Origin of the sequence: Ciceribacter sp. L1K23 (assembly GCF_018122705.1) — a bacterium.
Classification (GTDB): Bacteria; Pseudomonadota; Alphaproteobacteria; order Rhizobiales; family Rhizobiaceae; genus Allorhizobium.
The window spans coordinates 3,901,249-3,922,621 of the sequence record NZ_JAGRRC010000001.1; the positions used below are offsets into that span (position 1 = coordinate 3,901,249).

At 61.5% G+C, this 21,373-nt stretch carries 20 protein-coding genes and 1 tRNA gene; 8 read left to right on the forward strand and 13 right to left on the reverse strand.

Going from position 1 to position 21,373, the window contains the following annotated elements:
- Window positions 1-7 precede the first annotated feature (7 nt).
- Genes J5J10_RS18885 through obgE form a run of 3 tightly spaced genes read right to left on the reverse strand, consistent with a single transcriptional unit; the run spans window position 8 to window position 3,535 of the window.
- A complete protein-coding gene (locus tag J5J10_RS18885) occupies window positions 8-1,294 on the reverse strand; it encodes a glutamate-5-semialdehyde dehydrogenase (RefSeq protein WP_211931044.1) in 1,287 nt (428 codons plus the stop codon).
- Window positions 1,287-2,462 (reverse strand): glutamate 5-kinase, encoded by a 1,176-nt coding sequence (gene proB / locus J5J10_RS18890; protein ID WP_211931045.1) that lies wholly within the window; start codon window positions 2,460-2,462, stop codon window positions 1,287-1,289. Before proB ends, J5J10_RS18885 begins: the two co-directional genes overlap by 8 nt.
- Window positions 2,459-3,535, reverse strand: coding sequence for a GTPase ObgE (obgE, locus tag J5J10_RS18895; protein ID WP_211931046.1), 1,077 nt, complete (start codon window positions 3,533-3,535; stop codon window positions 2,459-2,461). Before obgE ends, proB begins: the two co-directional genes overlap by 4 nt.
- Before the next feature lie 83 nt (window positions 3,536-3,618).
- Between obgE and J5J10_RS18900 the strand changes: the two genes are divergently transcribed.
- On the forward strand, window positions 3,619-4,482 hold the full coding sequence (locus J5J10_RS18900) for an endonuclease/exonuclease/phosphatase family protein (RefSeq protein WP_211931047.1): 864 nt from the start codon (window positions 3,619-3,621) through the stop codon (window positions 4,480-4,482).
- A 30-nt stretch (window positions 4,483-4,512) separates the two neighbouring features.
- Here the strand turns inward: J5J10_RS18900 and J5J10_RS18905 are convergent, their stop codons facing one another.
- The 4 genes from J5J10_RS18905 to rplU all read right to left on the reverse strand — a co-directional run bounded on the left by J5J10_RS18905 (window position 4,513) and on the right by rplU (window position 6,480).
- The gene (locus J5J10_RS18905) at window positions 4,513-5,091 is read right to left on the reverse strand and encodes a GNAT family N-acetyltransferase (protein ID WP_211931048.1); all 579 of its coding nucleotides are present in this window, start codon (window positions 5,089-5,091) and stop codon (window positions 4,513-4,515) included.
- Window positions 5,088-5,723 (reverse strand): GNAT family protein, encoded by a 636-nt coding sequence (locus J5J10_RS18910; protein ID WP_211931049.1) that lies wholly within the window; start codon window positions 5,721-5,723, stop codon window positions 5,088-5,090. The genes J5J10_RS18905 and J5J10_RS18910 overlap by 4 nt, the downstream gene beginning before the upstream one ends.
- Before the next feature lie 136 nt (window positions 5,724-5,859).
- The gene (gene rpmA, locus J5J10_RS18915) at window positions 5,860-6,129 is read right to left on the reverse strand and encodes a 50S ribosomal protein L27 (RefSeq protein WP_208547724.1); all 270 of its coding nucleotides are present in this window, start codon (window positions 6,127-6,129) and stop codon (window positions 5,860-5,862) included.
- 36 nt (window positions 6,130-6,165) lie between these two features.
- Window positions 6,166-6,480, reverse strand: a complete 315-nt coding sequence (gene rplU / locus J5J10_RS18920; protein ID WP_208547723.1) for a 50S ribosomal protein L21 — start codon at window positions 6,478-6,480, stop codon at window positions 6,166-6,168.
- Window positions 6,481-6,774: 294 nt separating this feature from the next.
- Between rplU and J5J10_RS18925 the strand changes: the two genes are divergently transcribed.
- From J5J10_RS18925 to abc-f, 3 genes are all read left to right on the forward strand, one after another.
- A tRNA-Ser gene (locus tag J5J10_RS18925) sits at window positions 6,775-6,864 on the forward strand.
- A 552-nt stretch (window positions 6,865-7,416) separates the two neighbouring features.
- Window positions 7,417-8,481 (forward strand): calcium-binding protein, encoded by a 1,065-nt coding sequence (locus J5J10_RS22555; protein ID WP_281436197.1) that lies wholly within the window; start codon window positions 7,417-7,419, stop codon window positions 8,479-8,481.
- A gap of 176 nt (window positions 8,482-8,657) precedes the next feature.
- Window positions 8,658-10,280 carry a ribosomal protection-like ABC-F family protein gene (abc-f, locus tag J5J10_RS18935; protein WP_211931051.1) on the forward strand — a complete coding sequence of 541 codons (1,623 nt, stop codon included), beginning with the start codon at window positions 8,658-8,660 and terminating at the stop codon, window positions 10,278-10,280.
- A 15-nt stretch (window positions 10,281-10,295) separates the two neighbouring features.
- On the opposite strand, the gene J5J10_RS18940 is transcribed toward abc-f, so the two are convergent.
- Entirely contained in the window at window positions 10,296-10,877 is a 582-nt protein-coding gene (locus tag J5J10_RS18940; protein ID WP_211931052.1) for a cupin domain-containing protein, read from the reverse strand.
- An 89-nt stretch (window positions 10,878-10,966) separates the two neighbouring features.
- Between J5J10_RS18940 and J5J10_RS18945 the strand changes: the two genes are divergently transcribed.
- Entirely contained in the window at window positions 10,967-12,184 is a 1,218-nt protein-coding gene (locus tag J5J10_RS18945; protein ID WP_211931053.1) for a TIGR03862 family flavoprotein, read from the forward strand.
- A gap of 15 nt (window positions 12,185-12,199) precedes the next feature.
- On the opposite strand, the gene J5J10_RS18950 is transcribed toward J5J10_RS18945, so the two are convergent.
- On the reverse strand, window positions 12,200-13,126 hold the full coding sequence (locus J5J10_RS18950) for a LysR family transcriptional regulator (RefSeq protein ID WP_211931054.1): 927 nt from the start codon (window positions 13,124-13,126) through the stop codon (window positions 12,200-12,202).
- Window positions 13,127-13,314: 188 nt separating this feature from the next.
- Here J5J10_RS18950 and J5J10_RS18955 point away from each other — a divergent pair, with 188 nt between their 5' ends.
- From J5J10_RS18955 to J5J10_RS18965, 3 genes are all read left to right on the forward strand, one after another.
- Window positions 13,315-14,598 carry an FAD-binding oxidoreductase gene (locus J5J10_RS18955; RefSeq protein WP_211931055.1) on the forward strand — a complete coding sequence of 428 codons (1,284 nt, stop codon included), beginning with the start codon at window positions 13,315-13,317 and terminating at the stop codon, window positions 14,596-14,598.
- 46 nt (window positions 14,599-14,644) lie between these two features.
- On the forward strand, window positions 14,645-16,186 hold the full coding sequence (locus J5J10_RS18960) for an aldehyde dehydrogenase family protein (protein WP_211931056.1): 1,542 nt from the start codon (window positions 14,645-14,647) through the stop codon (window positions 16,184-16,186).
- A gap of 126 nt (window positions 16,187-16,312) precedes the next feature.
- The gene (locus J5J10_RS18965) at window positions 16,313-17,836 is read left to right on the forward strand and encodes a bifunctional aminoglycoside phosphotransferase/ATP-binding protein (RefSeq protein WP_211931057.1); all 1,524 of its coding nucleotides are present in this window, start codon (window positions 16,313-16,315) and stop codon (window positions 17,834-17,836) included.
- Here J5J10_RS18965 and J5J10_RS18970 read toward each other — a convergent pair.
- The 4 genes from J5J10_RS18970 to J5J10_RS18985 form a co-directional block, all read right to left on the reverse strand.
- Window positions 17,823-18,764, reverse strand: a complete 942-nt coding sequence (locus J5J10_RS18970) for an energy transducer TonB (RefSeq protein WP_211931058.1) — start codon at window positions 18,762-18,764, stop codon at window positions 17,823-17,825. The genes J5J10_RS18965 and J5J10_RS18970 overlap by 14 nt on opposite strands.
- Window positions 18,764-19,234 carry a TonB system transport protein ExbD gene (gene exbD, locus J5J10_RS18975; protein WP_211931059.1) on the reverse strand — a complete coding sequence of 157 codons (471 nt, stop codon included), beginning with the start codon at window positions 19,232-19,234 and terminating at the stop codon, window positions 18,764-18,766. The genes J5J10_RS18970 and exbD overlap by 1 nt, the downstream gene beginning before the upstream one ends.
- A gap of 4 nt (window positions 19,235-19,238) precedes the next feature.
- Window positions 19,239-20,228 (reverse strand): tonB-system energizer ExbB, encoded by a 990-nt coding sequence (exbB, locus tag J5J10_RS18980; protein ID WP_211931060.1) that lies wholly within the window; start codon window positions 20,226-20,228, stop codon window positions 19,239-19,241.
- Between the two features lie 161 nt (window positions 20,229-20,389).
- Window positions 20,390-21,316, reverse strand: a complete 927-nt coding sequence (locus J5J10_RS18985) for a 1-phosphofructokinase family hexose kinase (protein ID WP_211931061.1) — start codon at window positions 21,314-21,316, stop codon at window positions 20,390-20,392.
- Between the last annotated feature and the right edge of the window lie 57 nt (window positions 21,317-21,373).

Consider the following 21,373-nt stretch of genomic DNA (forward strand, 5'->3'; position numbering starts at 1 on the left):
GGTCACGTCAGGCCCGGATCTGCCCGTTGCCGCGCACCCTGTACTTGAAAGAAGTCAGTTGCTCGACGCCGACGGGACCACGAGCGTGCATCTTCCCGGTGGCAATGCCAATCTCCGCGCCCATGCCGAACTCGCCGCCATCGGCGAACTGCGTAGAGGCGTTGTGTAGAAGAATGGCGGAGTCGATTTCGTTGAAGAAGCGTTCGACAACCACCGGATCTTCGGCGATGACTGCCTCCGTGTGGTTCGATGAATATCTGATGATGTGTTCGATGGCGCCGCTGATACCGTCGACCAGATCGACGGCGATGATCGCGTCCAGATATTCGGTGCGCCAGTCGTCCTCGGTTGCCGGATTGAATCCGGGCGCCAGATCAAGGACGGAACGGGATGCACGGATCTCGCATCCGGCGGCCTTCAGCGCCTCCAGCAGGGGTAGCAGATGCGTCTTCACGGCTGCCCTGTCGACCAGCAGCGTCTCGGCTGCCCCGCAGATGCCGGTGCGGCGCATCTTGGCATTCACGACAATCGCGCGCGCCATGTCGAGTTCCGCCGACTTGTCGACGTAGACGTGGCAGAGGCCTTCCAGATGCGCGAAGACCGGGACCCGTGCCTCGGCCTGAACGCGGGCCACGAGGCTCTTGCCGCCGCGCGGCACGATCACGTCGATCGCACCGTCAAGACCGCCGAGCATGGCGCCGACGGCGGAGCGATCGGTGACCGGCACGAGCTGGATTGCTTCTGCCGGGAGGCCGGCTTTGTGCAGGCCCTCGACAAGACATGAATGGATCGCCCGCGAGGAATGGGCGGAATCGGAACCGCCGCGCAGGATGACTGCATTGCCAGCCTTCAGACACAGGGCGCCGGCATCGGCGGTGACGTTCGGCCGGCTTTCGTAGATAACGCCGATGACGCCCAGAGGCGTGCGGACGCGTTCGATATGAAGTCCGTTCGGGCGGTCCCATTCGGCGATCAGGGAGCCAACCGGATCAGGAAGATCGGCGATCTCGCGCATGGATTGGGCTATCGCGCGAACACGATCGGGCGTTAGCGTCAGGCGGTCGATGAACGAGGTAGCGACACCAGAAGTCTTTGCATTTTCCAGGTCTCGTGCGTTCGCTGCGAGTATGTTGCCTTCAGCGGCGAGGATTGCGTCCGCCATGGCATGCAGCGCGGCGTTTTTCTGCTCCGTCGAAGCGATCGCGAGTGGACGGGCGGCCGAGCGTGCCTTTCGTCCTATCTCCAGCATGAGTTCTTCGACGGACCGCTTCTCGGTATCAATCCGATCAAGCATGCGCTGCATCCTCCTTCAGTCTCCCGCCCTGACGCTTGTGGGCGGGTTCGGTCATGACGAGGTCATCGCGATGAATCATCGCGGTGCGGCCGGCATAGCCCAGAATTTCCGCGATCTCCGCCGATTTCCGGCCGGCGATCTTGCGCGCGTCCTCCGCGTCGTACCCGGCAAGGCCACGGGCAATCTCGCGACCCTCTCCGCCGATGACCGCGATCGTGTCGCCGCGGCTGAACTGTCCGGTGACAGAACGTACACCGGCGGGCAGAAGGCTCTTACCGGCAGAAAGCGCAATTTCCGCGCCGGCATCCACGTGAATGGCGCCAGCCGGCTGCAACTGTCCGGCGATCCAGGTCTTCCGTGCGGTCACAGGCATTGATGATGGCGCGAACCAGGAATGGCGCGCGCCGTTTTCGATGGCCGAGAGCGGGTTCACCATCTTTCCGGATGCGATGATCATCGCGCAGCCCGCACCGGTCGCGATCTTGCCCGCGTCGATCTTCGTACGCATGCCGCCACGCGACAGTTCGGAGGCGGCGCCGCCGGCCATGGCCTCTATATCAGGCGTGATCTCGTGGATCGTCTCCAGGAAATGCGCTGCCGGATCGATATGGGGCGGGGCGGTGTAGAGTCCGTCAATGTCGGACAGGAGCACCAAAAGGTCGGCCCCCGCCATCGTCGCGACCCTCGCCGCAAGGCGATCATTATCACCGTAGCGAATCTCCGTTGTCGCCACCGTGTCGTTCTCGTTGATGATCGGGATCGCGCCGATCTTCGACAATTGCTGCAAGGTCGCGCGGGCATTCAGGTAGCGCCGGCGCTCCTCGGTATCGCCGAGCGTCAACAGGATCTGGCCTGCGACGATGTCATGCCGCGAAAGGCTTTCCGACCAGTGGCGCGCAAGGGCGATCTGGCCGACAGCCGCCGCCGCCTGGCTTTCCTCCAGCTTCAAAGCGCCCTTTGGCATGGACAGCACGGTTCGTCCGAGAGCGATGGCGCCCGACGACACGACCAGTACCTCGACTCCTTTTGAGCGTAACGCGGCAATGTCATCGCAGATCGCGTCGAGCCAGGCCTTCTTCAGACCGGTGCTTCGGTCAACGAGGAGGGCGGAGCCGATCTTGATGACGATGCGGCGGTAGGTCGACAGCAATTTGCGATCAACGGTCATTCGTCGTTGTCTCCATCGTCGTCGTGGAGGTCGCGGTGGCGGGGCTTGCGCGTGCGCTCGGGAAGCTCGTCGTCGAGCCCTCCGCCGTCGGAGACGATAACGTCGCGCAAGGCGCGAAGGGCGTCGGTCATGCCGGCGCCAGTGACGGCTGACAACAGGAAGGGTTCCTGGCCGCTGGCCTTCTTCAGTTCCTTCGCCTTCTTCTTGAGCTCGTCCTTGTCGAGGACGTCGATCTGCGAAAGGGCGACCAGCGTCGGCTTCTCTTCCAGCCCGTTGCCATAAGCCTCAAGCTCGTGCTTCACGGTCTTGTAGGCCTTGCCGACATTTTCTTCCTGGGCGGAAACCAGATGCAGGAGCACGCGGGTGCGCTCGACATGACCGAGAAAGCGGTCGCCAATGCCGACACCCTCATGGGCACCTTCGATCAGACCCGGAATGTCGGCGAGGATGAATTCCCTGCCGTCGACGGTTGCCACGCCGAGGTTCGGATGCAGCGTGGTGAAGGGGTAGTTGGCGATCTTCGGCCGTGCCCGGGTCACGGTTGCCAGGAAGGTCGACTTGCCGGCGTTCGGGAGTCCGACGAGCCCGGCATCGGCGATCAGTTTCAGCCGAAGCCAGATGGTCTTTTCCTCGCCCTCGAGGCCCGGATTAGCCCAGTTCGGCGCCTGGTTGGTGGAGGACTTGAAATAGGCATTGCCGAAGCCGCCATTGCCGCCTTTGGCGAGTCGAAAGCGCTGGCCCTCCTCCGTCAAATCGACGATCAGCGTCTCGTTGTCTTCCTCGAAAATCTGGGTGCCGACCGGAACCTTCAGCGTCACATCCGTGCCGTTTGCCCCTGTGCGGTTGCGGCCCATGCCGTGCATGCCGGTCTTCGCCTTGAAATGCTGCTGGAAGCGGAAGTCGATGAGCGTGTTCAGCCCGTTGACGGCTTCGACCCAGACATCACCGCCGCGGCCGCCGTCACCGCCGTCCGGACCGCCGAACTCGACGAACTTCTCGCGCCGGAACGAGACGGAGCCAGCGCCACCATCGCCCGAGCGGATATAGACTTTTGCTTCATCGAGGAATTTCATTCTGCTGCCGTCAATTCTGTGTCAGGGTGCGCGCCGATCGGCGCCATCGATATAGCCGGATGCCCCAGAGGTCAAAGAGTATCGTGAAGTTCGCAAGTTACAACATTCAGTTTGGCGTCGGTCTCGACGGCATCTTCGACCCGAAGCGGATCATCGAAAACATCAAGGACGCGGACGTGATCGCGTTGCAGGAGGTGACGCGAAACTGGGCGAGCAATGGGGGCGTCGACCTCGTCGAGCAGATCACCGCCCTGTTGCCGGATTTTCACTGGGTTTACGGGCCTGCATGCGACGTGCACCGCTCTTATGAACGCATAGCCGACCGGTTCGTCGACCGCCGCGCCCAGTTCGGCAACATGATTCTCTCCCGATGGCCTATCCTGGCGAACCGGATGCTGCTCCTGCCGCGGGCCCGCACCTACGACAAGCTCAACCTGCAGCGTGCCGCGAGCGAAGCGGTGATCGCCGCGCCCGGCGGTCCGATCCGCATCTATTCCGTTCATCTGGATCACGTCTCGCCGAGCGAGAGAATTGCCCAGATCCGCTACCTGAAGGACAGGGCTTTCGACTTCGTCGCCGAAGGAGGGGCTCTGACCGGCGCGGCGGAGTTCGGCTTGGACGAAGTCCCGCTGCCTGAGGATTTCGTCATCATGGGCGATTTCAACATGGTGCCGGATTCGCCGGAGTACATCGAGATGGTGGGGCTCGAGGACTATTTCTACGGACGACCGGCGCGTCATGGACAGGTCGTCGACGCGCTGGCACGAGCCGGCAGGCTGACGCCCGCAAGCTACAGCTGGATCGATCACAGAAACCACGCCGCACGCAAACATCTCGACTACTGCTTTCTCAGCCCGGGCCTGGCGCCAAAATTGGTGGATGCTCTCGTCGACGTCGATGCCGTCGGCTCCGATCATTTTCCGGTGCATGTCGATATCGACTGGTGACGGCACGCCGTTGACGTACCGTCACCGATGTCACGCGGCTAGGATCGGACGGAAATCCGGCTGACCCAGACGCGTGGTGATGTGTGGCGCCATCGCACCGCGCGACCGCGAGTAGAGGTCACCCCGGCCCGTGATCGCAAAGCCGAGCCTGTCCTGAATCCTGAGCGACGCGCCATTGTCGGCGAAGGCGCCGGAGTGCAGCATCTCCTCCGGCATGCGACGGAAGAACCGCTCCACCACCGCGGATGTCGCCTCGCTCATGAAGCCCCGGCCCCAGAAATAGCGGTTGAGCCAGTAGCCCAAGTGCCATTGCCCGTGCCGGAGCTCGATCGCCACGACGCCGATATGCACGTCGTCACCGGTGGTGATCGCGAGGTTCCAGCCGGGCAGGGACGTCGATGCTGCGGTGGCAAGCCAGTCGAGCGCATCCTGACGGTCGTACGGCAGGGGCACTCTCGACAGCATGCGCGCGACCTCGAAATCGCCAAGCGACTCGGCAATGGCGTCGGCATCGGTCGTCCGATGCGGCCGGAGCACAAGCCGTGTCGTATGGACGGTCGGGCAGGGCCCCGGTCCCCGGAGAAGCGTGGGGGAGAGAATCGCGTTCATCGCATTTCTCCCCAGCTCTTGAGCGACATCCAGGTCTTGCGATCAAGGCGGTACCACTCGACCGGCATCATGCCGCCCATGGCGAGGCTGCTGGCCATCCCTGATCCCTGGAACTGAAAGCCGCACTTCTGGATCACGCGTCTCGACGCGATGTTGGTGACGCGGCAGCGGGCGTCGATCTGGACGATCTCGCGGGTGCGGAAGGCCATATCGATCAGCGCGTGGGCGGCTTCCGTCCCGTAGCCTCTGTTCCAGTACGGTTCGCCCAGCCAGTAGCCGATCTCCAGCGTATCAGCATCGTTGGCGTGCGGTTCGAGACCGCAGCAACCGAGGAATTCGCCGTTTTCCGCTTTGGTAATGGCGTAGACGCACTTGCCGATCTCGCCATTCTTGGTACGTCGCACGAAATCGGCGGCGTCCCTGATCGTGTAGGGATGCGGCATGCGCGACACCATTGTCGCGACGGCGGCATTGTTGGCGAGATTGGCAAGGGCGTCGATGTCTTCCTCGTGCGGCGCCCTCAAGACGAGCCGCTGCGACAACAAGACGGGGCAATCGCTCCGTAACCGATCCGGCCTCAGCCGTTCCTCGGGGGGCCTGGATGGCCCGTCCCTCAACATTTCGCTTTGCATGTCTCAGTCTCCTTCTGGTTGAAAAGGCAAAGAAAAAGGGGAGTTGGGTGGCGCCCCATCTCCCCTGTTTTCTAGACTGAGCCTGTCTGCATCAGCCGGGTCGATGAGACGCCGGCTGTTTTAGAGCGTTACCGGCTTATTCCGCTGCTTCGGCTTTCGGCATTACAGACACGTACACTCGACCGTTGGCCTTCGTACGGTAGTCGACATTGCCAGCCGTGAGCGCAAAGAGGGTGTGATCCTTGCCCATGCCGACATTGGCGCCCGGATGCCACTGGGTGCCGCGCTGACGCACGATAATGTTGCCCGGAATGACGATCTCGCCACCGAACTTCTTCACGCCAAGGCGCTTGGACTGAGAATCGCGACCGTTGCGCGACGAACCGCCAGCTTTTTTGTGTGCCATTGGATTTCTCCTTTAAACCTTGTTCCTGTGTGCGCTTTAGGCGGCGACGATGTCGGTGATGCGCACCACGGTGTGGTGCTGGCGGTGGCCGCGCGAACGCTTGGAGTTCTGGCGACGGCGCTTCTTGAAGGCGATGACCTTCTTGCCGCGGGTCTGCTCGACGACTTCGGCCGTGACCTTGGCGCCAGCGACGAAGGGAGCGCCGAACTTGGCGTCCGCACCTTCGCCGACAACGAGGACTTCGGTGAATTCGATGGTTGCACCAGCGTCGGCTTCCAGCTTTTCGATGGTCAGCACGTCGTTGGCGTTTACGCGGTACTGCTTACCGCCGGTCTTGATGACTGCGAACATTTTTTTTCCTTTCATGTTCGTTCCGGCTCTGCCTAGAGTGGCGGCCGTCTTTTTATCAGTCGGGATGACAGAGAAAGTAGCGGTAAGACCGTCCTCGCCCTGTCGGCGAAACCCGCAAGTATGCAGGCAAATCAGGACACAGTACGCCCATGTCTAATTCGCCCGTCCGCATACGCGAGGGCCGGAAAGCTGTCAAGGCGAAAGCATGAAAATCGTGATGCGACGCCCTTGCCAGTCATGCAAACTGTCGCTATGAAGCCCTCCGCACCGCCATGGTGCCTTCAGCGATCCAATGGAGAGGTGGCTGAGTGGTCGAAAGCACCGCACTCGAAATGCGGCATACTCGCAAGGGTATCGTGGGTTCGAATCCCACCCTCTCCGCCAAATTCGGATTGTCCATACCGAAGACATAGGTAACATCGTGTACCTAAGACATGGGTGACAACCTCGTGCCGAACGGGTTGTCGATGGTTTGCAAAGTCCTCTGCTCCAGACCGAAATCTCTCTCCACGGCATCAACACCTCCCGCCAAAAGGCAAAAAGTGTTACCCATGTCTTCGGTACAAAACGTCACCTATCTCTCAGGTCGGACAGATACCCGAGTGCAAAGGCTTCAGGTCCTCTGCTTCGAAAATTGCGGTCCCGCGTGTCATAGCCAGATTTTGTGTGGGAGGCGCTTTCGGCACGGCCGAGGGCCTTTTGGCGCGTTGTCGTTTTGAAGAGCATCGAGGATAGTCGCGGACCTGGACCATTGCGACCAGATCGGCCGTGCAGCTAACCGCCTGAAGCACGCCGCTATCGCTTTGCGACCCTGGTCGCCAAATCCGGAAAAACGAGTTAAAGCATACAGTTGAATCTATTCGATTTAGCCGACATTAAGTCGCCATGTCCTACCAACCGTCCATTACCGATGGCGGTAGATATATAGGAATGGACATGGCAAATATTACTCTTGGTCCGCTAGGAGCAAAAAAGGGTTTCGATTTCAGCAAGTTCGGAGAGCTGGACTTTTTTGACTACGACAACAACTCCACGCCGAAATCCAGTGGCTTCAAGATTTTTGAAGATAGCCGTAACTATACGGAAGTCAAAGGATCAGGCCTCACCTACAAGATGGACGGCGGAGAGATTGTCGGTCTCAAAAGCGGTAGCGTGAATGCGATTACCCAGGTCACGAACGGAAAGGTTCTGTTTGCCGCGACGGACCTGAAGCTTTCGGCTGTTGCGTTAAGCAACACTATCGACGGCACGGCAACGGATGGTCTGAAGCTACTGCTATCAGGAAACGACAAGATCACGGGCACCGCCTATGCGGACACTTTGTTCGGCCTGGCCGGAAATGACGTCCTGATCGGCGGGCTGGGCGCAGACAAGCTGTCTGGCGGCGCGGGAAGTGACACGGCGTCATACGCAAACGCGACAAGCGGAGTCACAGCCAGTTTGGCAGCCGGCATCAGCGGAACCGGCGAGGCCAAAGGGGATACTTACGTTTCGATCGAGAACCTTGTCGGGTCGAAATATGCCGACAAGCTCTACGGCGACGCAAACGCCAATTCACTCAGCGGCGGCTCTGGGAACGATATTCTCACGGGCGGTGCCGGGGCTGACAAGCTCAGCGGTGGCGCAGGAAACGATACTCTTTCCGGTGGGGCCGGGGCTGACGACCTCTACGGCGGAGCGGGGAAGGACACGTTTGTGTTCAAGGCCCTCTCGGACTCTACGACCACGGCGTCCGGCCGGGATACGATCTTCGACTTCTCGAGAGCTGATGGGGACAAAATCGATCTTTCGCAGATCGATGCCAACAGCAAGGTTGCCGGAAACAACGCATTTGCCTTTATCGGTGCCAAGGCCTTCACGGGCAAAGGCGGCGAAGTTCGGGTCGAGAAGATGGCGTCGGACACCTACATCTACGCTGATGTGAACGGTGATAAAAAAGCGGACTTCGCCATACATCTGGATGATGCTGTCACTTTGACGGCGGATTATTTCACGCTGTAGGCGGCAAGAAAATGTCTGGAGCAGCATGAACGCTGTTCCAGACCTCTGCGTATCATTGACAATCGCTGACACCGCTGCGGACGCATCCGCTCTTTCCGATAACTCGACGAGATGTAAGGCCTCGACCTTCACGGTCCCGCGTGGCATAGGCGACGGGCAACCAGGCAGGCGTTCCCATGATCCGCATCGAGAATATTAGCAAGTCCAACAGTCACCGCATCCTCTACATCGAAGCGTCCGCCGCGCTCAATCGCGGTGAAAAGATCGGGCTGGTCGGACCCAATGGCGCCGGCAAGACGACGCTGTTTCGTATGATCACCGGCGAGGAACTGCCGGACGAGGGGCAGGTCTCGGTCGATAAGGGTGTCACCATCGGCTATTTCAATCAGGATGTGGGTGAAATGTCGGGCCGCCCGGCCGTGGCCGAGGTGATGAATGGCGCCGGTCCGGTCAGCGAGATCGCGGCGGAGCTTCGCGAACTCGAGGCGGCGATGTCCGATCCGGACCGCATGGACGAGATGGACGCGATCATCGAGCGCTATGGCGAAGTGCAGGCGCGCTACGAGGAACTCGACGGTTATGGGCTCGAGGGCCGTGCGCGCGAGGTGCTGGCGGGCCTGTCATTTTCACCCGAGATGATGGATGGCGATGTCGGCCGGCTTTCGGGCGGCTGGAAGATGCGCGTGGCGCTGGCGCGCATCCTGCTGATGCGACCGGACGTAATGCTGCTGGACGAGCCCAGCAACCATCTCGATCTCGAAAGCCTGATCTGGCTTGAGGATTTTCTGAAAAACTATGACGGTGCGCTGCTGATGACCTCGCACGACCGCGAGTTCATGAACCGCATCGTCACGAAGATCATTGAAATCGACGGCGGATCGCTCACCAGCTATTCCGGTGACTACACCTTCTACGAAGGACAGCGGGCGCAAAACGAGAAGCAGCAACAGGCGCAGTTCGAGCGCCAGCAGGCCATGCTGGCCAAGGAACTCAAGTTCATCGAGCGGTTCAAGGCGCGCGCCTCGCATGCGGCGCAGGTGCAGAGCAGGGTCAAGAAGCTCGACAAGATCGAGCGGGTGGAGCCGCCCCGTCGGCGCCAGACGGTGGCATTCGATTTTCTTCCCGCGCCGCGGTCCGGTGAAGATGTCGCCAGCTTCAAGGGTGTGCACAAAGCCTATGGCAGCCGCACGATCTATGAGGGGCTCGACTTCATGGTGCGCCGGAAGGAGCGGTGGTGCATTCTCGGCGTGAACGGTGCGGGCAAGTCGACGCTCCTAAAACTGGTTGCGGGGGCGGCCGAGCCGGACAAGGGTTCCGTGAATATCGGTGCGAGCGTCAAGCTTGGCTATTTCGCGCAGCACTCCATGGACCTGCTGGATGGTGACAGCACAGTCTTGGAATGGCTGGAGGAGCGCTTTCCGAAGGCGGGACAGGCGCCCCTGCGGGCGCTCTCCGGATGCTTCGGCTTTTCCGGTGACGATGTCGAGAAGCGTTGCAGGGTGCTTTCAGGTGGCGAAAAGGCACGGCTTGTGATGGCGGCCATGCTGTTCGACCCGCCGAATTTCCTGGTTCTCGACGAGCCGACCAACCACCTCGATCTCGATACGAAGGAAATGTTGATCAAGGCCCTGTCGGCCTTCGAGGGTACGATGCTCTTCGTGTCACACGACCGGCATTTCCTGGCCGCGCTGTCCAATCGGGTGCTGGAGCTCACGCCTGAGGGCATCCATCAGTATGGCGGTGGTTACACGGAATATGTCGAGCGCACCGGCCACGAGGCACCGGGGCTGCACAGTTGAACGCGATGCTTCGCGTCAGAGATAGGGTGGTGTGCAGGCCGATATGACCACGGCCTTGCGGTCGGAGACATTGCGGAACCTGTGCGGGATGCGGCTGTCGAACAGATAGGCTTCCCCTGCCTTCAGGAGTCGCACCTCGTCCCCGACAGTGATCTCGATTTCGCCCTCGACGACGAAGCCGCCCTCGGTCGAGAAATGCTGGAGGCGTGTTTCGCCGGTATCGGCGCCCGGGGCGTATTGCTCGTGCAATACCTGAAGATTGTAGGCGCGCGCGTCGCCGATCTGCCGCAGAAGCAGCATACCCTGACCCTCGGCATTGGCGGGTACGCGCGACGTCAGGTCCAGAAGGTCATCCTCGGTGAAAAAGGGGCCTTCGCGACGGACTCTGTCTTCCTCGAAGAAATCGGCGAGCCCCATGTCGAGGCCTGTCAGGATCTTGCGGAGCGTGGAGACGGACGGGCTCGTCTTGTTCTGCTCGATATTGGAAATCTGCGCGTGCGGCACGCCGGCGCGTCCGGCGAGATCTCGCTGCGACAGCTTTGCCGACAGGCGCAATTCCTTCAGGCGCGCTCCCACATCGAAACTGGCATCCGGCATCCCGTCAATCTCCTTCGGGCCTTCTATAGTCGAAAGTCCTTGCAACGCATAGGCTTGGTTTGGGTGGTGGCTTGCGCTAAAGCCGAGCGATGTCGAAACGGAAAATCGTTATCGTTGGTGGAGGACCTGCCGGGCTTGCGGCCGCCGAATGGCTCTCGGGGTCAGGATATGACGTGGATATCCACGAGGCGATGCCGACGATAGGACGGAAATTCCTGCTCGCAGGGAAATCCGGCTTGAACCTCACCCATTCTGAACCCCACGAGCGTTTCGAACAGCGATACGGAGCGTCGGCTCAAAGGTTGCGGATGGCGCTTGACCGGTTCGGGTCAGACCAGGTTCGAAGATGGGCCGACGGACTGGGCGCGGAAACCTTTGTCGGCACGTCCGGCCGTGTCTTTCCCAAAGCAATGAAGGCATCACCGCTTCTTCGGGCCTGGCGGGCGAGACTCGAGGCGCAAGGCGTGCGGATTCACGTGCGACATCGCTGGACCGGCTTCCGCGATCGGCTTGCCGTTTTCGATACGCCTGACGGTCCGCTTGCGGTGGAGCATGACGCGCTGCTTCTTGCTCTGGGTGGGGCGAGTTGGCCGAAGCTTGGCTCCGATGGATCATGGGTGCCGCTCCTGGCGGATCGCGGGGTCGTCCTGAAGCCGTTGCTTCCGGCCAATTGTGGTTTCGATATGAACTGGACACCCTACTTCTCCGATCGCTTTGCCGGCGCGCCGGTCAAATCGGTGGTCGCGACGTCGAGCGCGGGGACGAGCCGGGGGGAATTCGTCATCACGCGTCACGGTATCGAAGGAAGCCTTGTTTACGGTCACGCGTCGGCGCTCCGGGACGATCTTCTGGCGGGGAGGAGGGGCGAGTTCGTGCTCGATCTTGTTCCGGATCGCAGCGCGGACGCCCTGGCTGCCGCACTTCGACGGACTGATCCCAAAGCGAGCTTCTCCAATCGGCTGCGAAAAGCGACTGGTCTCGACGGCGTAAAAGCCGCTCTGGTACGGGAGTTCGTCGACGACGACGTTCGCCGGGATCCGGAGCATCTCGCGACCGCGATCAAATCGCTGCGCCTGCCGCTTGTCAGGCCTCGGCCGATCGACGAAGCGATTTCCACGGCCGGTGGCGTGGCTTGGGAGGCCGTTGACGGGAATTTCATGCTGAAGGGGTGGCCCGGCGTCTTCGCTGCCGGGGAAATGCTCGACTGGGAGGCCCCGACGGGGGGTTACCTGCTGACTGCCTGTCTCGCTACGGGGCGCGCTGCGGCCGAGGGCATGGCGCGCTGGCTGTCCGGGAGCGGGGCCTGAGCCTGCGAACCCAGTTCAGCCCGTTGAAACGAGATCGGGTCGGCCGGTCTCCGTGCTCCCGATTTCCGCGGTGATCCATTCCCGGAAGGCCGCGAGTGGCGGGTAATCCATGCGTTCCTTGGGGTAGGCAAGGTAATAACACTCGCGGCTCTCGATTTCCCGATCGATCGCAGGGACCAATTGGCCGCGCCGCAGCTCCTCCTGAATGAGGAACACCGGCAGAAGCGCCACGCCGATGCCGCCGATCGCAGCCTGCGCGGCGGTGGCGAACTGGTCGAAGAGCATGCCCGTGACGCTTTCGAACGGAACGTTGCAATGTGTCAGCCAGCGCTCCCAGGCATCGGGACGTGTTGCGAGATGCAGGAGCGGGACATCGAGCACGTCGGCCGGTTGATCGAGTTTGTGCATTGCCTTGAACGCGGGGCTGCAGCAAGGGAGGGTGGTCTCCTTCATCAGAAAGCTCAATTCGCCACCTGGCCACGAAGGCTGGCCGAAATGGATTGCCGCATCGATCGATTCCAGACGGAAGTCGAAGGGGCGTAGACGAGTGACGAGGTTGATCGTGATCCCCGGATTGGCAGACAAAAATGCTCCGAGCCTCGGTGCCAGCCAGCGCGTTCCAAAGGTCGGCAGGATCGCGAGGTTGAGCGTACCGCCTTTCGGATTGGCGCGAAGGTTGAGCGAGGCGGTCGATATTCTCTGGAGCGCATCGCGGATTTCGCGGGCATAGCTCTCTCCAGCGATCGTCAGGCGTATCGTCTGTCGTTCGCGCAGGAAAAGTTCGATGCCGAGCTGGTTCTCAAGCGCCTTTATCTGACGACTGACCGCGCTTTGCGTGAGATCCAGTTCCTTCGCTGCCGCCGTGATGCTGCCGGTCCTTGCCGCAGCTTCGAAGGCGGCGAGAAGCGAAAGCGACGGAAGGAAGCGCCGGGCAGGCAACATGTTATACCCCACTGGAATGAACTCTTGAGAAAATATCGCTGGAGCCCCGAAAAATCCTCTCCTAAATTCAACCTACCGGGGGTTCCAGAGGTTATTTCGGGTTCGCCCTGAGACCGAACCGGAATGGCCCACGATCCGGCCCAGCTTCGCTGCCCTAATCCGGCAGTCCTGTTCATTGGAAGACAGCCATGCTGAACGATCCGCTTTCTCACGGGCTTTGGGAAAAGACGGCCCCACCCGCTCCGGAAACCGCGGTGCTGAAGACAGATGTGGATGCCGACGTCGTCATCGTCGGGGGCGGCTATACCGGCATATCTGCGGCCCTGCATCTCGCCCAAGGCGGCGTGAAGGCGGTGGTGCTGGAGGCGACCGAAATCGGCTTTGGCGGCGCCGGCCGGAATGTGGGCCTGATCAACGCCGGCATGTGGGTGCTGCCGTCCGAAATCCCGAACGTTCTCGGTCCGGTTCATGGCGAGCGCGCGCTCGATCTTCTGGGCAACGCGCCTTATCTCGTGCGAGAAGTCATCGGCAAGCACGGTATCGACTGCGAGCTGGAGACGAACGGTACGCTGCACTGCGCGGTTGGGGCGTCCGGATTGAGAGAGCTTGAGCAGCGTTTCAGGGAATGGTCGGCGCGAGGCGCCGACGTCCGCTTGCTGTCAGCGGACGAAACGGCAGCGCGCATAGGGACCAACGCCTATGCCGGTTCGTTGCTCGACATGCGTGCCGGCACGCTGCAGCCGCTCGCCTATGTGCGCGGTCTCGCGAGGGCTGCCATCGCCGCCGGCGCCGAGATTTATACGGGAAGTGCCGCGGTCCATACCGAGCGGAAAGGCAGTCGCTGGACAGTCAAGACCGCCGCCGGCTCCGTATCGGCGAACTGGATCATCGTCGCGTCCGAATACTATTCGGCCGGTCCCTGGGAGGCGGTTCGCAATGAGCAGGTCCTGCTTCCCTACTTCAATTTCGCAACAGCGCCGCTTTCCGACAGCCAGCTGAAGCGTATCCTTCCAGGGCGCGAAGGCTGCTGGGACACACGCGAAGTCCTTTCCTCCTTCCGGATGGATAAGGCCGGTCGTCTGGTGTTCGGCAGCGTCGGTGCGCTTCGCAATACGGGCCGGACGATCCACCGCGACTGGGCAAGGCGCGCGATCCGGAAGCTTTTCCCCGAGCTTGGGGAGGTTTCCTTCGAGTCCGAGTGGTATGGGCAGATCGGCATGACGCCGGATGCGGTGCCGCGCTTCCACAGGTTCGGGCGGAATGTCGTCGGCTTTTCGGGTTACAACGGTCGTGGTATCGCTCCCGGAACAGTGTTCGGGAAAACGCTTGCTCGCCTCATCCTGGGAGAGATTGGGGAGGACGATCTTCCACTGCCCGTGAGCGATGTGGTCGAAGCGAAATACCGCCAGCTCAAGGGCGCCTATTACGAGGCCGGGGCGCAGATCGCCCATTTCACCGGGGCCCGGCTTTAGCCGGCAGGCCCGTCAAAAATAGACAAGAAAGATCAGAAGGAACATCATGACCCTCGCCAACCTGAAACTCGCCTCTGAAGCGAGCGCGATCCTGTCAAAGCTCGGCGTATCGGCCGAAACATCAACAGGTGGCACGCTGGTCGTGCGGTCGCCCATCAATGGCGAGCAGATCGCCAAGGTCGCGGAGGTCGGGTCCGCCGACACGAACGCGGCCATCGAAGCGGCTCACCGGGCATTCATCGAATGGCGCATGGTGCCGGCGCCGAAGCGGGGCGAACTGGTTCGTCTTCTCGGCGAGGAGCTTCGCGCCCATAAGCAGGAGCTCGGGCGTCTCGTTTCCATCGAGGTCGGCAAGGTCACGTCCGAGGGCCTCGGCGAAGTCCAGGAAATGATCGACATCTGCGACTTTGCCGTTGGCCTTTCCCGGCAGCTCTACGGCCTGACGATCGCGACCGAGCGCGCCGACCACCGGATGATGGAGACCTGGCATCCGCTCGGCGTCACGGGCATCATCTCCGCGTTCAACTTTCCCGTCGCGGTCTGGTCGTGGAACGCAGCGCTTGCGCTTGTCTGCGGCAACTCGATCGTGTGGAAGCCCTCGGAAAAGACCCCGCTCACTGCGATTGCAACCCACGCCATCCTGGACAAAGCGATCTCCCGCTTCGTCGCCGAAGGCGGCAAGGCGCCCGCGCATCTCTCGACCCTGCTGATCGGCGGACGAACGGTCGGCGAGGCTCTGGTCGACAACCCGAAGGTAGCGCTGGTCTCGGCAACGGGTTCGACCGCCATGGGTCGCGCTGTCGGGCCGAAGGTGGCGGCGCGGTTTGGCCGTTCGCTGCTCGAGCTCGGTGGCAACAACGCGGCGATCGTCGGCTCCAGTGCCGATATCGACCTGACGCTGCGCGGCGTAGCCTTCGCGGCCATGGGTACCGCGGGACAGCGTTGCACGACGTTGCGCCGGCTCTTCGTGCATGCGGATGTCTATGACAAGCTCGTGCCGAGGCTGGTGCAGGCCTATGGTTCGGTGACGGTGGGCAATCCGCTGGAAAACGGGACGCTTGTCGGCCCTCTGATCGACCAGGGTGCGTTCGATCGCATGCAGCACGCTCTCGAGGCGGCACGGGCTACCGGAGGAAAGGTCTCCGGTGGAGAACGTCTGCTGCAAAATGATGCGGGTGATGCCTATTATGTTCGCCCCGCGATCGTCGAGATGCCATCGCAGGCCGGTCCCATGCTGGACGAAACCTTCGCGCCGATCCTCTATGTCGTGAAGTACTCGGAATTCGACCAGGCGCTGGCGATGAACAATGATGTGCCGCAGGGGCTTTCGTCATCGATCTTCACGAACGACATGCGCGAGGCTGAGACCTTCCTATCGGCGCGGGGGTCGGACTGCGGCATTGCCAATGTGAACATCGGCCCATCCGGGGCGGAAATCGGTGGCGCCTTCGGCGGTGAGAAGGAAACCGGCGGCGGGCGCGAGTCCGGATCGGATGCGTGGCGTGCCTATATGCGCCGGGCGACCAATACGCTGAATTACGGTCGTACGCTGCCGCTCGCGCAGGGCGTCCAGTTCGACATCGACTGATCATGCAATAAGAAAAGGCCACGCCCAGTCGGTCGTGGCCTTTTCACACCTGCGGCGTTTGCCACTCTGGTCAGTGCCCATTCTTTGCGCCAGTATCGGATGCCCCAGCAATTTCTGGACCGTCCAATGCACATTGAGGACCAGTCTGACGCCATCGCCTTTCTACAATCGCCTGAAACCTATGGTCTTTCCGAAGACATCAGGCGGATCGAAACCCATATCTCGATCGTGTTTCTTGCAGGAGACCGGGCCTACAAGCTGAAACGTGCGATCAGGCTGCCCTATGTCGACTTCTCAAGCCTCGCACTGCGCCGGACCTACTGCGACCGTGAGGTGGAACTGAACCGCCGCGCGACGCCCGAGCTTTATCGGGGCGTGCGCGTCATCACGCGCCAAGCGGATGGCAGTCTCGCCTTTGATGGGCCAGGAGAACCAGTGGAGGTCGTGGTCGAGATGGTCCGGTTTTCCCAGCACGATCTTTTTGACCGGATGGTTGCGGACGGCAAACTTACTCCTGCCCTGATGGAGGAGACGGCGACCATCATCGCGGGGTTTCATGCAAAGGCTCCGGTCGTTCGGGAGACAAGCGGCTCGCAAAATATGGCCGGCGTGTTGACGATCAACGAGGCCGGTTTCGCCACCTCCCATGTGTTCGACATCGACAGTGTCACCGAACTGACCGGAACATTCAGGCGCGTGTGGGCAGACCATGCCCGGACGCTCGATGAACGCGAAAAAACGGGCAAGGTCAGGCTGTGTCATGGCGATCTGCATCTCAGAAACATCGTGATGAGCCCGGCCGGGCCGCGGCTTTTCGACTGCATTGATTTCAACGACCAGATCGCCACAGTCGATGTTCTCTATGACCTCGCGTTCTTGCTGATGGATCTCTGGCATCGCGGACATGCCGACCTCGCCAGCATCGTCATGAACCGGTATCTTGACCAGACAGCCGACGAGGTGGGCTACCCGTTGCTGCCTTTCTTCATGGCGGTCCGGGCGGCCGTCCGCGCCCACGTGACGGCAACCCAGGTCGAGGAAGGTGCCGGAGATCTCGGCGAACTCGCCAGGTTGGCGCGGTCCTATTTCGCGTTGGCCGAATGCCTACTGGCACCGCGGAAGCCGCACTTCGTTGTGGTCGGTGGCCTCAGCGGTACGGGGAAATCGACTGTTTCCGAGAGGCTGGCGCCTCTTGTCAGCGGTGCGCCTGGTGTCCGGATCGAGGAAAGCGATCGCATCCGCAAGGCGATGTTTGGCGTAAGTCCGAACGAGCGCCTACCGTCGGCGGCCTACCAGGAGAATGTTTCGCAGAAAGTCTACGACGCGCTGCGCGAGAAAGCGGAGCGGCTTCTGATGGCGGGCGGAACCGTGATCATCAATGCGGTCTTCGATCGGGAAGAGGAGCGCAGCGCGACGGAAGCTCTTGCGGCGAAGCTTGGCGTGCCGTTCACCGGTATATGGCTGGAAGCGGATGCGGAGACGCTTGCGTCCCGCGTCATCTCCCGTCCCAAGGGGCCGTCTGATGCCAACCTTGACGTCCTGCATCGCCAGTTGCTGAGGGATCCGGGCGATCTTCGCTGGCATCGTATCGATACCAGCCGTCCGATCGATCAGGTTGTGAACGCGGTGTTGGAGCTCAGCGCAGGTTAAATCGCACCGGCGCCACGATCGTCCTGTTGGCACCCGGAGGTGGGGCGGGCACGGGGGATGCACGCCGCACCATGTCGACAACGGCCTGATCCAGCGACGGGTATCCCGATGATCGAGACAGGGAGACCGACAGAACATTTCCAGACGTGTCGATGGTGAAGCGGACGTAGGCCGTTCCTTCTTCTTTCTTCTTCCGAGCCTCGGACGGATACCGCTTGCGCCGTTCCAGGTGGGACATCAGCCGAGACTGCCATTTCGCCGGCGACACGGACGCATTGCCTGCGGTGCTGCTGGTCTGTGAGGCAGCCACGCGATTTGACTGCTTAACCTCAGCCTTCGCCTTGCGGGCAGCCTGTGAGGCTGCCGGAGCGGGTTTTTCAACCTTCTTCGGCTTGTCCTTCGGCTTTTCGGGAAGCGGCGGCCGCGCCATCGGGAGTGGCACCTCGACGTTTTCGAGTTGCGCGAGTGCCATCTCTTCGATCGGATCGATTTCCTCCACCGGTTCCGGAAGCGGCTCAAGCTCGTCTGGGGGCTCAGGCAGCGGTTCTTCCACTTTTTCGACGACCTCGGGTTCAGGTTCGGGCGTCGCTTCCGGTATCGGCTCCTCTACTGGCTCGGGCAGAGGCTGCGGTTCCGGCTGCGGTTCTTCCACCGGTTCCTTCGGGGGCTCTATCGTTTCCGTCTTGATCTCTTCGGCGTCGACCTCATCCGGAACGAGCTGGGTTTCGTCCGTTTCGATCGCTTCCGGTTCGGCTGCCAGCTCGATCATGATCGCTGCCGGAGGCGCGGAATCGGCCGCAGCCGGAGGCGGCTCACGCAGCACCGCCATGACAGCACCCGCATGCGCCGCAAACACCACCAGCCCGGCGGCGGTCCACAGGGCCAGTTCGCCGAATGACGCGCTTTTACGCAGGTGACCTGACGGCATTAGCGCGGTTCCTCCTGCGGCGTCTCCTCCGCCGGCGAGACCGGCTGCGGGATCGCTTCCAGACCGACCAGGGCGATCTTGAGGTATCCGGCGTCGCGGAGAAGGTTCATCACATCCATGAACTCCCCGTAGCCGACCGTCTTGTCGGCTCGCAGGAATATACGCGTTTCCTTGTTACCGGAGGTTACCCGGTCTAGTTCGCGGGCCAGTCCCTCGGAGGCGACAAGATCGTTGTTCAGGTTCAACGTCCGGTCCGCCTGCAAGGTGACATAAACGGGTTCGTCCGGTCTCTCTGCCGGGGTCGCGGTCGATGCCGGCAGGTCGACGTTGACATCGACTGTCGCCAGCGGTGCCGCGACCATGAAGATGATCAGGAGAACGAGCATGACGTCGATGAACGGTGTGACGTTTATCTCATGGTTCTCGACCAGCTCGTCGGCGCCATTGTTTTCACGGATTCCGCCGGCCATGCTCCTACTCCGTCACAAGTTTTATCTTGGCGGCCGCTGCCGTCCCCGGAACTTTACGGAAATCGAGGTCGCGGCTGACCAGGCGTTCGATTTCGGCGGCAGCATCGCCGAGCAGTTGCCGATACCCGGTGATCGAACGGGCGAAGACGTTGTAGATGATGACGGCCGGAATGGCCGCGACGAGGCCGATGGCTGTGGCGAGGAGAGCTTCGGCGATACCCGGTGCGACCACCGCGAGGTTCGTGGTGTTGGATTCGGAAATCCCGATGAAGGAGTTCATGATCCCCCAGACGGTACCGAACAGGCCGACAAAGGGTGCGGTCGAGCCGATCGTTGCCAGTACGCCGGTTCCCTTGGCCATGCGGCGGCCGGCGCGGATTTCTATGCGCGATAATGCCGAACCCACACGCTCCTTGGCGCCGGAATTGCCAGAGTGATCGATAGCGGCGTCGGAGTATCTGAGTTCTTCGTGAGCGGCCTGAAGCATTGTCGGGACGACGCCACGACGTTTGCCAACCGCCTGAAGTGCCGCGTCGAGGGTGCGGGCGCTGCCGATCCGCTTCAGCGCTCCCGTCGCCCGGCCACGCGCACCGGCCATCTGCAGCGATTTTGCCAGCCATACAGTCCAGGTGACCAGCGATGCGAAGGCAAGCGAGATCATCACCGACTTCACGACCCAGTCGGCGGCGAGAAACATGCCCATGGGAGACAGATCATGCGGGATGTCTGCCCGCGCAGTGGAGATCGCCGGTCCGGCTTCGGTGGCTTCCACATCCGTCGCGACGGACGGTTTTTCCGGCGTGGGGGAAGGAATGGTCGTGGCTGGAGTCGACTGCTCGACGGACATCGGTTGAGGTGGCGACATTGCCTCCGTCGGTGCGGGACTTGTGGCGGGTGTCTGTGCCGCCTGGGAAAACGCAGCGCGCGGTCCGGCGACTGCGGCACACAGAACGAAAAGAAACGCGATGGTCTGTCCCATCCGGCGATCGATCATCGGGACGCCCTTTCAAAAAATTGATACGTTCGACACGCGGCATGGCAGCGCGCGCCAAGCAATGCGGCGATGGTTCTCCGATAATAAACTTGAGTTGAAATGACAAGTAATAACTTGGCCGCCGAGCGTCGCAGGCCGATGGACATGCCATCCAGTGTCGGTCAGCAGCCGGTATGGCTCGCGTAGAGGTCATTGACGTCCTGACGGCGGCAGAGTTCCGTGCCTGACGTCATAACGGTAGCAGCGCCAGCCGCCACTCCGAAGCGGAAGGCCTGTTCGACATTCCAGCCTTGCGAGATCGCCCAGGTCATCGCGGCGACAAAACTGTCGCCGGCACCGACGGCAGACTGCACCGCTACTTCGATCGCGGGCAGATGGATGATCTCGTCGGCAGTGGCCAGGATCGCACCATCGCCTCCGAGGGTAACCGCAATATAGTCGGCAACGCCATCCCTGGTCAGCGTTTGCGCTACGGGACCTAAATTGCCGTGGTGCAACTTGCGCCCGACGAAACTCTGGAGTTCGCCGAAACTTGGCTTGACCAGGAAGACGTGAGACTGCCGTAGAGTGGCCTTCAAAGCCTCTCCCGAGGTATCCAGGATGAAGCGTCCGCCGCGCCGACTCACGATGTCGGCCATGCGCGCATAGGTATCTTCATGCGCGCCGCGCGGCAGGCTGCCACTGGCAACGACATAGTCGGCCTCGCTCGTCTCCACCGCATCGAAGACGGACGCCAGTTCCTCTTGGGTGACCAGCGGGCCTTCCGGTACGAAGCGGTATTCGAGATTGGTCGACATGTCGCGGACATTGTAGGCGACACGGACAGGATCGTGCATCGGGAGCGGCTTCAGCCCGATCGGTAGTGGTTCGAGCATCGCATTCAACAATGTTCCCGTGGCACCTCCGGACAGGTAGAGCAGATCACAGGTGCCGCCCAGTTCCGCGATCACGCGCGCGACATTGACGCCACCGCCACCGGGATGTTGCTGTTGGTTATGGGTGCGGGTCTTGTGGGTGTGCTGGACCTTTTCGGCCTCGCCAGAAATGTCGATTGCTGGGTTCAGTGCGATGGAAAGTATTTTGGCCATAGCCGAGGCTACCGTAATTCTATGTCATCTCAAAGAAATGGGTGGGTGGTTGGCGAC